Source organism: Lutimonas saemankumensis, from assembly GCF_020171465.1.
GTDB lineage: Bacteria > Bacteroidota > Bacteroidia > Flavobacteriales > Flavobacteriaceae > Lutimonas > Lutimonas saemankumensis.
The window spans coordinates 947,349-958,946 of record NZ_JAIUZR010000004.1 but is presented as its reverse complement, the minus strand read 5'-3'; the positions used below and the strand labels follow the sequence as shown (position 1 = coordinate 958,946).

The window sequence follows — 11,598 nt, the reverse complement described above, 5'->3', positions numbered from 1 at the left end:
CCGCCTTCTACAAAGTTCAGTACATCTGTCGTGGTTCCTGTGATCGTACCGGCACATGCATCCGTCGTGGTCGGTGCGGTCAACACGCCATCACAATCAACCGTTACCGGTGATAATGTAGGTGTAACAGGTGCAGTTGTATCAGGCAATATTGTTACGATTACTGTATCCGAATCAGTACATCCAGTAGATGAGTCTGTAACAGTTAAAGTGTAAGTACCCGCAGCACTAACGACCGGTGAGGCTGTAGCCGCGCCACTATCTATGACCCCATCTGCAGTTGTCCAGGCATAAGTTATGGTTCCAGAGGAAAGAGATGAAATATCACCATCATATATGATGTTTTCAATACCATTATAAGTGATCGTCCTTCCGTTACGAGTTATTTGATTCACATTAACAGTATAACTTCCTGCTGATAAGGGTAAAACAATTGTATCATCACCAGACCCTCCATTAATTGAAGTGTTTCCACTACTGGCCCAATCTGATGAAAACCAGACTACATCATCCCCATCATTTAAATTTATATTTTGACCACTACCATTTACTCCGGTAATGTTTAAATAGTCATCATCAGCAGTTCCATTATAATTATCGTTATTATTAAATAATGTTTCGGAAAAACTCGTTGTCAGTCCTGCTCCGTTGAAACTCACGGTTGGATTAATACAATCAATTGATGCATCCGGTCCTGCCTCTGCCACAGGAGACGTAGGATCACTTAAAGTCACATCAACAGGTGCACTATCACAACCGAGCAGACTTAAAGTAATATCGGTATAAACACCTGCATCTAAACCATTAATGAAAAGAACTCCTCCAGGATTTGTAGTAATATTAACTGGTCCAATTGGTGTTCCATTATCTGAATAACTTACCGAATAAGTTGTATTACTTTCAAGCTGGTTGAAATTAATGAATCCATCAGTACCTCCACAGGTAGTTGGATCAGTCCCATTTCCACCTCCAAATTCAACATCCGGAACGGTCAAAGTTGCCGCATCCGAAGTTATATCACCACATGCAAAAGTACTGCTGCTCACAATAACTCTATATTGATAAGCATCCATACTTGTTGTTGCCCCAGTAATATTAAGTGATGCTGCATCTACATTAGAATAAACTCCACCATTACTTAGGGGTGAAAACGAACCTCCGTTATCTGTGCTTAATTCCCATTGGTAAACCAAATCATTACCTGAGGCCGTGACAGTAAAACTACCATTTCCTGAGGCACAAATTGACTGATCAGTAGGTTGTGTGCTTATACTTGGTGCTGTTCCAGGAATTAAATATACTCCGTTAGGATTGGTATAACCATCTGAGCCGGAAATTACTAAACCATTAGAATCAACCCCAACCGGACTCGATCCAAGTAATCCATCATTATCATTATCTGTAAATCCGGCTTCTGCAACATCATTACATGTATCGCCATCACTGTCAAGGTCTAAAAAGTTTAGAATAAAATCTGCATCATCAGAGCTTTCAGCCACTGCGTAATTCACGGTTCCATCATCAGCTATGTCTTGAACAGCATCTGGTACACCATCCGTTCCAACGATTCCGTTCACAATTCCGTTGGTATATGCCTGACCATGTCCGGCCTCCTCAGCGTCATAAATTCCATCATTATCACTATCAAGATCATATTGATTTGCAATGCCATCTCCATCAGTATCAATATCCGAGTTAGTCACTTGAACATATCCTTCATCAAAATTTGAAAAATTTGACATCGTTACTACAAATGAATATGTGCCCGGAGTTAAAACAACATTACCACTAATTTGCTCCCATGGAGTTGTACTAGATGAACCCCCTTGAAGAGGAAACGCAACTGTCCCTGTAGTTGACACCAAAGTTCCTGAATTCCCAGTACCTGAATAAATAGAAATTTGACCAGTTGCTGAATTGTTATTATCTCTTGGAGAAAAATACCCTGAATAAGTTATATCCGTTGTATTGGTAATTACAAAGGTTTGATAAAAATCTGCATTCCCATTGATATCGAAATAGTGCTGATTAATTCCATCACCAGTATTAGGATCTGCATCGGATGGAGGTCCGCCATTTCCGTAATTATAATCTGGGGCTACTCCGTCGCCATCTACCTGAACTATATTTGGGGTACCACCTGAGCCTAAGGCACCAGGAGTTAATACCCACGGTAAAATAGTTGTTGCATTAACTCCTTGACCCGACTGATTATTTCCATCGTTAGGAACCGAAACATGTTCGAATCCACCATAAAGAAGTAAATTATTTTCTTGCTTATCTAAAATTCCATCATTGTCATCATCCAAATCAAACGCTGGCGAAACCCCGTCACCATCTGTATCACAGGCCGCTGTCATGAATTGAGGATCAGTAACTATGGAATCTGGAGTTGTATATCCGTCCAGATTTCCTGTTACGGTTCCATCGGTATCAACACCGGTTCCACTTAACTGACCGCTACCATTTCCTGTAAAACCTGCTTCTATAACGTCATTACATCCATCATTATCTGAATCAATCTCCAGAGAATCAGGTATACCGTCATTGTCGCTATCCGTTGCTACTGATGGTGTACATGGTGCAGCCGTAAACTCAACACTCTGAATATATGGATCCCAAGAATAATTACCACTAATTCCTAATATCCTGTAATATTTATACGAAGAAGCGTTGGTGCTTAGATCAAATACCTCCTCGTTACCTGTTGCCTGTCCGTCCGATGTTAAAGTCCCGGTCAGATCAGTAAAACTTACATTATCATTCGAACCTTCCACCCTGTAAGTGGAGTTATTTCTCAAAAACGAGCTCGACCTATCAGTATTCACCTTTAACTCAGTGATCACGAGAGCTTCTGTAAATTCAAAATTCAATATTTCTAAACCTGCAATGGGTCCAGAATTTGATCCGGTGCCAAAATAAAAAGAGCTGGTACAACTACCATCGATCAGGTGATTGATTTCTTCACCAGCTGAGAAACATGAACGGTCATTGCCATAAAGCAATCCCGTGGTCAGGTTTGTAATTTCTTCAACCGAAGGGCAAAGGACCTCTTCTCCTTCAACTGAATCCAGAATCCCATCATTATCATCGTCAAGGTCGCAAACATCATTTACTCCGTCTCCATCGGTATCTGTTAGCGTAGGGTTATTACATGAACAATCTGCCGGTTGAGAATTCTCATCAGTTACCATGGAGTTCGTCCCCGTATATCCATCTGAATTTCCTGTTACAGTTCCGTCTGCTGCTATTCCGGTTCCATCTAATTCTCCATCAAAATCCGAATCGGTAAATCCTGCCTCAGCCACATCGAAACATCCATCATCATCACTGTCAATTTCAAATGTGTCCGGTATTCCGTCTGAATCTGCATCACAGTTCCCATTCCCAACTAAAGCAGGATCAATGATCAACTCATGCCATCCGGCATGTGAAGCTCTTGCTCTAAATTGTATGTATCGAATTGGAAAGGGAACAACAAATGAATTGTCCTGGTCAGTTCTCGCATTATTAAGTACCTGACTCGCACTGTTATTTGCTACATTTGCCTGAATAGTTGTCCATCCCGAACCATTTCCTGAAATGGCATTAGTATCGCCATTTGGATCCGTTGAGTCATAGGATACAAAAACATCCATTCGTTCGTCCTCAGACCCTCCTGCGGATTCTTGTAAATATAATGTTGTGCCTGCCGGAATTTCCTGGCCCAGTGCCAATTCAAATACATCATCATCATGAAGCCTTAATTCTGTATTTGAGTCTCCGTCAAAAATATACAACGGGTTGTTGTTTCCAAGATTTGCAGGTGTTGGAGGATTGGCCCAATGCCTAGAAGTGTTTCCATCGATATCCTGCATATAGCTGTAGCCTCCGGTATCCGATAATGGAAGTAAATTTGGACATTCTATCAAGTCTAAAATCCCATCATTATCATCATCAAGGTCACAAACATCTTTTATTCCATCACCATCATTATCTGCTGTTATTAATGGATTGTTACATAAACAATCTGCTGGTTGAGAATTCTCATCAGTCACCATGGAGTTCGTCCCCGTATATCCATCTGAATTTCCTGTTACGGTTCCGTCTGCTGCTATTCCTGTTCCATCCAATTCTCCATCAAAATCCGAATCGGTAAATCCTGCCTCAGCCACATCAAAACATCCATCATTATCACTGTCAATTTCAAATGAATCGAGTATCCCGTCTGAATCCGCATCACAGTTTCCATTACCAACTAAAGCAGGATCAATGATCAACTCATGCCATCCGGCATGTGAAGCTCTTGCTCTAAATTGTATGTATCGAATTGGAAAGGGAACAACAAATGAATTGTCCTGATCAGTTCTTGCATTATTAAGTACCTGACTCGCACTGTTATTGGCTACATTTGCCTGAATAGTTGTCCATCCTGAGCCGTTTCCTGAAATGGCATTAGTATCGCCATTTGGATCCGTTGAGTCATAGGATACAAAAACATCCATTCGTTCGTTCTCAGACCCTCCTGCGGATTCCTGTAAATATAATGTTGTGCCTGCCGGAATTTCCTGGCCCAGTGCCAATTCAAATACATCATCATCATGAAGCCTTAATTCTGTATTTGAGTCTCCGTCAAAAATATACAACGGGTTGTTGTTACCAAGATTTGCCGGAGTTGGAGGATTGGCCCAATGCCTTGAAGTGTTTCCATCGATATCCTGCATATAGCTGTAGCCTCCGGTATCGCTCAATGGAAGTAAACTAGGACATTCTATCAAGTCTAAAATCCCGTCATTATCATCATCAAGGTCATTGACGTTTAGAATCCCATCTCCGTCAAAATCATCATTGTCTGCATATTGACCGAATATGCTTATCGAAAAAAATAATAATCCGAGTAGCAATAATATCTTGGTACTTCTCGAAGAATAGTAGGATTTTTTCTGTGTTTTCCTACTGATAAAATCAAAACTTTTTACTTTTTCCATTGTTAAAGAATTTGTGCTTTTGGCACTAATTTTGTTTTTGTTAGTTGCATAGGCAAAGCCCGTCATCACAGAATCTACTGCTGATAACAGGTTTAAATTGTTATTTTTTGATTGTCTACCGGTTCGCGAATTCTCGGTGTCCATATCTTAAATATTTTGTTAACTATTTGTATGTCAACAAATTATCTCGAAGATATTTTCATTAGTTCTAGAAGAGGAGTCCATCCTTGTTAAGAAGATGTTAATAACTCGAGAAAATTGTTAATATCCGAAACGCCATCAAATAGGCTTTATTGCGCCATTTTTAGTCTGCAAAAAAATTTTTTTTATTGTGTTCTGGGGGCACTTTTTTTTGGGGATGTTTAATAAGTTCAGTTTTTGCCTTATCTTTGCACTTATTTAGAATGAATCTAATTTGTTATGATACAAGTATCTGAAAAAGCTAAACTGAAAGCCATTGAGCTAATGAAAGAGGACGGATTTGATGCTTCCAAAGATTTTATCCGGGTTGGAGTTAAAAGCGGAGGATGTTCAGGGTTGTCCTATGATCTGAGTTTTGACAATGAGGAAAAGGAAAATGATAAGGTGTTTGAAAACAACGATATCAAGATTGTAGTTGACAAGAAGAGTTTCTTATATCTGGTTGGAACTGAACTTGATTATTCCGGTGGCTTGAACGGGACCGGTTTTGTGTTTAAAAACCCGAATGCCAACAGGACTTGTGGCTGTGGTGAAAGCTTCTCACTATAAGTTTTAATCGATCTAATTTAATGTTATGAGCAAGTACACCGAGGATGATCTGAAAAAGGAACTCGAAACGAAAGAATACGAGTATGGTTTCTATACCGAAATTGAATCTGAAACCTTTCCTAAAGGTCTTAACGAAGATATAATCCGGGCAATTTCCAAGAAAAAGAACGAGCCTGAATGGATGACGGAATGGAGGTTAGAGGCTTTTGGTATATGGAAAAAAATGGTCGAGCCTGAATGGGCTAATGTAAAATATGAAAAGCCTAGTTTTCAAGATATTAGTTACTATTCGGCACCTAAACCAAAGAAAGAACTGGAAAGTTTGGACCAGGTAGATCCCGAACTGTTAAAGACCTTCAATAAGCTTGGAATTTCTATTGATGAACAAAAGAGGTTAACCGGTGTTGCCATGGATATTGTTGTAGACTCAGTTTCTGTGGCTACTACTTTCAAAGAAACTCTCGCGGAAAAAGGGATAATATTTTGCCCAATTTCTGAAGCGATACAGGAGCATCCGGAACTGGTCAAAAAATATATAGGCAGCGTAGTACCTAAAACGGATAATTTTTACGCTGCTTTGAATTCAGCGGTATTTACGGATGGTTCCTTCTGTTACATTCCAAAAGGGGTTCAGTGCCCCATGGAACTCTCTACTTATTTCCGAATCAATGAAGGTGGAACAGGACAATTTGAACGAACCCTTGTCATTGCGGATAAAGGAAGTTATGTGAGTTATCTCGAGGGTTGTACGGCACCTGCCCGGGATGAAAACCAATTGCACGCAGCCGTAGTGGAGCTTATTGCCCTGGATGATGCAGAAATCAAGTATTCAACGGTTCAAAACTGGTTCCCGGGGGATCATGAAGGAAAAGGCGGGGTTTTCAATTTTGTTACAAAAAGAGGTATTTGCCATACCAATTCAAAAATTAGCTGGACCCAGGTAGAAACAGGTAGTGCTGTCACCTGGAAATATCCAAGTTGTGTGCTTAAAGGTGACAATTCGGTTGGAGAGTTTTATTCCATTGCCGTTACCAATAATTTTCAGCAGGCTGATACGGGAACTAAAATGGTTCACCTTGGAAAGAATACAAAAAGTACGATTATTTCCAAGGGTATTTCAGCCGGACAGTCTCAAAACTCCTACAGAGGTTTGGTTCAGGTAGGCTCAAGAGCAGAAAATGCCCGGAACTTCTCACAATGTGACTCGCTTTTGATGGGTAATGAATGTGGGGCACATACCTTTCCATATATAGAAGCCAAAAATAAATCCGCTCAGATAGAACACGAAGCCACTACCAGTAAAATCGGTGAGGACCAGCTTTTCTATTGCAACCAAAGGGGTATCGATACAGAAAAAGCTATAGCGCTGATTGTTAACGGTTTTAGTAAAGAAGTACTGAATAAGCTCCCCATGGAATTTGCTGTGGAGGCTCAAAAATTGTTGGAGATTTCTCTTGAGGGATCCGTTGGATAATATATAAAAATTTTAAAGTCAATTAGATCATTTTACAATGTTAAAGATAAAAAACCTACACGCTGGAATAGAGGATAAAGAAATTTTGCGAGGTATTGATCTCGATGTTAAACCAGGCGAAGTTCATGCGATAATGGGGCCAAACGGTTCGGGAAAAAGTACTCTTTCCTCAGTAATTGCGGGAAATGAAACCTACGAGGTGATGGACGGAGATATCGAATTTCAGGATGAAAGTATTCTTGAACTGGCGCCTGATGAAAGAGCTCATAAGGGAATCTTTATGTCATTTCAATATCCCGTGGAAATCCCCGGGGTAACAACCACGAACTTTATTAAAACAGCAATCAATGCAAAGCGAAAGGCCAATGGCCAGGAAGATCTCCCTGCAAGAGATATGCTCAAATTGATCAGAGAAAAGTCTGAATTGCTGGAGATGGACAGAAAATTTCTTTCAAGATCTTTAAACGAAGGGTTTTCGGGTGGAGAAAAAAAACGAAATGAAATCTTTCAAATGGCCATGCTTGAACCAAATCTTGCGATCCTTGATGAAACGGATTCAGGTCTTGACATTGATGCATTAAAAGTTGTGGCCAATGGGGTTAACAAGTTAAAGAATGAAAATAATGCCGTTATTGTAATTACGCATTACCAGAGGTTGCTTGATTATATAGTTCCTGACTTTGTCCACGTACTTCACGACGGAAAGATCGTTAAGTCTGGTGGTAAGGAGTTGGCCCATGAGCTGGAGGATAAAGGGTATGATTGGTTGAAATAGTCGGATTAATATGGATTTAAAAGAAAAATTAGTAGCCTCATTTATGGCTTTTGAGAATCGTGGAAATATAGACCTCGACTCTAAAGTTCATGAAATTCGTTCGGCCGCGATTGAAAGGTTCGAAAAGGAAGGATTCCCGGACAGAAAAAATGAAGAATGGAAATATACTTCCTTGAAATCTTTGCTTAAAAATGATTACTCTGTTTTTCCTAAAGCTGAAAGTGCTTTGGAACTCAAAGATGTGAAAAAATATTTTTTACATGAGATTGAATCTTACAAAATTGTTTTTATTGACGGGGTTTACAGTTCATTTTTATCGGATACCTCACATGAAATAGCTGATATCTGTATATTGTCATCTGCCCTTAAACAACCAAAATATAAAATGGTTGTGGATCACTACTTTGGAACGGTAGCTGCTAAGAGTGATAGTCTTACATCCCTAAACACTGCATTTTCAAAGGAAGGTGCATTCATCAATATCCCAAAGAATACTGTACTTCCAAAACCGATTCAAATCCTTCATTTTTCAACTGGAAATGAAAAAGAGATCATGTTGCAACCCCGAAATTTAGTGGTTGTCGGGGAAAATTCTCATGTACAGATCTATGAAAGACATCAAAGTCTCAGTAACAACAGCGTTTTGACTAATGCTGTAACCGAGGTCTTTGCCCACAAAAGAGCGATTGCTGATATTTACAAGATCCAGAATGACAACAGTGCTGCCTCTCTTATTGACAATACTTACGTTCAGCAAAAAGACAGTAGCATAGTTTCAGTCAACACCTACTCTTTTGGAGGAAAACTTACCAGAAACAATCTTGAATTTCATCAGGAAGGAGAGCATATCACCTCCAATCTGAATGGTATTTCGGTTTTGGGCAACAAGCAACATGTTGACAACCATACCTTGATCCATCACAAAAAAGAAAATTGTGAGAGCCATGAATTATACAAAGGAATTTATGACGATCAGGCTACAGGCGTATTCAATGGGAAGGTTATTGTTGACAAACTGGCCCAGAAAACTAACGCCTATCAGCAGAATGACAATATATTGATCGGGGATAAAGCCAGTATTAATGCAAAACCACAACTGGAAATTTTTGCTGATGATGTGAAATGTTCTCATGGTTGTACCATTGGTCAACTTGATGAAAGGGCACTCTTTTACCTTCAATCAAGAGGTATACCTAAGAAAGAAGCGAAAGCCTTGATGTTGTTTGCTTTCTGTAACGATGTTGTTGAAAAAATTAAAATTGCAGGCCTTAAAACCAGGATCAACAAGTTAATTGCCAAAAAACTTGATGTTAATTTAGGAATGGATATGTAGAGGATTACAGTCTCGCATTCGTGTCTTTTATGGCCCTCTCATTCTTACTGTCAATCCATTTCTGTCCTTGAAGGCGGCGCATGATATTGTCAAGATTCCTCATGATGAATACATTGTAAAAAGCCTTTGACAAGTGCGAAGGATTTCTTGCCAATCCTCTCATGCTCATTGAAAACCCCGGGGTGATATAGCGCATGTAATGCCAGTATCCTTCTGGCATGTACAATGTCTGACCATGTTCCAGTTCTGTTTTGAAACCTTTGGCATTTTTTAAGGCCGGCCATTTTTCAAAGTCAGGTTTTGAAAAATCTATCGACTCGTGTGTGATCAACGAATGAGGAACCTTATATAAATGTTTCTTTTCTGCATATGGAAACAAAATACATTCTTTCCTTCCTTGAAAATGAAAGTGCAAAATATTGGCCAGATCAATATCGTAATGCATAAATGTATATGAGTCTTCTCCTCCAAAAAAAAGCATCGGCAATGACTTCAGAAGGCCCAATCCGATGTTGGGAAAATTAAAATCATTCTGTAATTCGGGCACTTCTTTGAGAACATTGTACAGAAAAATGCGGTAACGGGTTGGTTCTTTTTGCAGAAGATCAATATAATCCTCCATCTTCATCTTGGCATGAGGTTCATTAAAGCCATCATTATAATCCACGGGTCTGTCGTCATACAAGGGGACCGTTTTTTGCCCTACCATTTCCTTGATATAATCAAAATCCCATTTCTTTTTGGCTGGCCAGTCATCAATCAGATTTTCAATAACAACAGGAATCTGAGGCTTCCTGAAGTTCTGTACAAATTCCTTTTTTGAAATGGTTTTAACACGTTCTATCGGGAGAAGATTCAATTCCATGATCTATAATTAATTGATACTTCCTGTTATTCTGCTTAAAAATGCATTCACATCAAATTCAGGCTCATTTACAAGTCCCAGCCTGACCACAACCATCTGCTTGCTCGGAACAATAAATACATATTGTCCTTTGAATCCGTTACACGAATACATGTCTAAAGGAACATCAGGATGATGACCTCCTGCATTCAGCCAGAATTGTGCCCCATATCTTCCATTTGAGGTGTTAGTCGGAGTTGACGCATATTTCACCCAGGAACTATCTAAAACCTGCTCCCCGTTCCAGTTTCCTTCGTGTAAATACAACAATCCAAATTTCGCCCAGTCTCTGGTGGTTGCCCATGCATAAGAGGAGCCAATAAAACTGCCTGAAAGATCTGTTTCAATGACCATGGAATGCATTCCAATCCGGTCAATAAGATCTTTATACCAAAAATCCAGATATTCCTGATGCGTCTTGAATTGACTTTTAAGAAGTGGCCCAGATAAAATGTTTGTGGTCCCAGATGAATAATTCCAGAGGCTATCAGGTTTACCAACAAGTTGATTTTCAATTTGGGAAGACCCCATATCACTCTCGAGATACAACATTTTAGTAACATCAGAAATATTAAAATATTCTTCGTCCCAAGCGAGCCCACTGTTCATTTGAAGAAGATTATTAATGGTTATATTTTTTCTTTCATCCGAAGCCCAATCTTTGATGCCCGTTGAAGAATTGATGTCTATTTTTCCTTGATTTTGTAACACCCCGTACATTGTGCTTGTAATACTTTTTGTCATGGACCATCCGTGCATCAATGTATTTTTATCAAAACCTTCAGAATACTTTTCTTTTAGAATCTTATCCTTGTAGATCACAAGTACTGCTCTTGTCTGCTTTAGATTATCTTCTGCTGAATCAAAAGCAAATGCCACGGCCGAATCAAGCTTCTTATAATCTACTTCTGAAAATACCGTGTCATGCTGCTTCAATTCTCCGTAAGGATATGGTAAGGAATTACTCTTAAAATATCTATTGGGCTCCGGGAATTCCTTATTCGAATCATAGGAGTCATTAATCAAAATGGCACCCAGTCCTTCTTTAAATACCGCTTTTCTTTTCATCAACCCAAAAAGTGAGGCAGTGACAGACTTTTCTTTTTCATCGACCCGATAGCTGGCCAGACTTATGGGAAAAAATCCGTTGTCCTGCTCTGACATGCTCAATTGATCCCTGTTGGCAAGAAACATTCCTGATGCCATATTTTTACTGGCATATCCTGTTACAATATTGAGTGCAGGGTAGTAGGTGAAACTAAAATAAAGTATCACCAACAAGATCAATACAAGAAGGTACTTTAACCATTTCTTCATTTTTAAAAAGACTTTAATTCGGGTAAAAATAACTAATTTTTAAATTCAATTTCCGCGGCAATGAGTTCATACTGTCGT

General features: G+C 39.4%; 7 protein-coding genes. 4 read left to right on the top strand and 3 right to left on the bottom strand.

Translation table 11 applies throughout. From position 1 onward, the window contains the following. Positions 1-5,111, bottom strand: a 5,111-nt coding sequence (locus LCM02_RS12065) for a beta strand repeat-containing protein (RefSeq protein WP_394369941.1), incomplete at its 3' end; no start/stop codon positions are given. 276 nt (positions 5,112-5,387) lie between these two features. Here LCM02_RS12065 and LCM02_RS12060 point away from each other — a divergent pair. From LCM02_RS12060 to sufD, 4 genes are read left to right on the top strand one after another with little or no spacing between them, the layout of a single operon-like run. Continuing rightward, positions 5,388-5,717, top strand: a complete 330-nt coding sequence (locus LCM02_RS12060; protein WP_224930186.1) for a HesB/IscA family protein — start codon at positions 5,388-5,390, stop codon at positions 5,715-5,717. Positions 5,718-5,742: 25 nt separating this feature from the next. Then, a complete protein-coding gene (gene sufB, locus LCM02_RS12055; protein ID WP_224930182.1) occupies positions 5,743-7,191 on the top strand; it encodes a Fe-S cluster assembly protein SufB in 1,449 nt (482 codons plus the stop codon). Between the two features lie 37 nt (positions 7,192-7,228). Continuing rightward, positions 7,229-7,966 (top strand): Fe-S cluster assembly ATPase SufC, encoded by a 738-nt coding sequence (gene sufC / locus LCM02_RS12050; RefSeq protein WP_224930178.1) that lies wholly within the window; start codon positions 7,229-7,231, stop codon positions 7,964-7,966. A 10-nt stretch (positions 7,967-7,976) separates the two neighbouring features. Next, positions 7,977-9,299, top strand: a complete 1,323-nt coding sequence (gene sufD / locus LCM02_RS12045; protein WP_224930175.1) for a Fe-S cluster assembly protein SufD — start codon at positions 7,977-7,979, stop codon at positions 9,297-9,299. 4 nt (positions 9,300-9,303) lie between these two features. Here the strand turns inward: sufD and LCM02_RS12040 are convergent, their stop codons facing one another. Both LCM02_RS12040 and LCM02_RS12035 read right to left on the bottom strand, forming a co-directional pair. Beyond that, positions 9,304-10,164, bottom strand: a complete 861-nt coding sequence (locus tag LCM02_RS12040) for a cupin-like domain-containing protein (RefSeq protein ID WP_224930173.1) — start codon at positions 10,162-10,164, stop codon at positions 9,304-9,306. Between the two features lie 9 nt (positions 10,165-10,173). After that, positions 10,174-11,520: a serine hydrolase domain-containing protein gene (locus tag LCM02_RS12035; RefSeq protein WP_224930169.1), complete on the bottom strand. Its 1,347-nt coding sequence runs from the start codon at positions 11,518-11,520 to the stop codon at positions 10,174-10,176. Between the last annotated feature and the right edge of the window lie 78 nt (positions 11,521-11,598).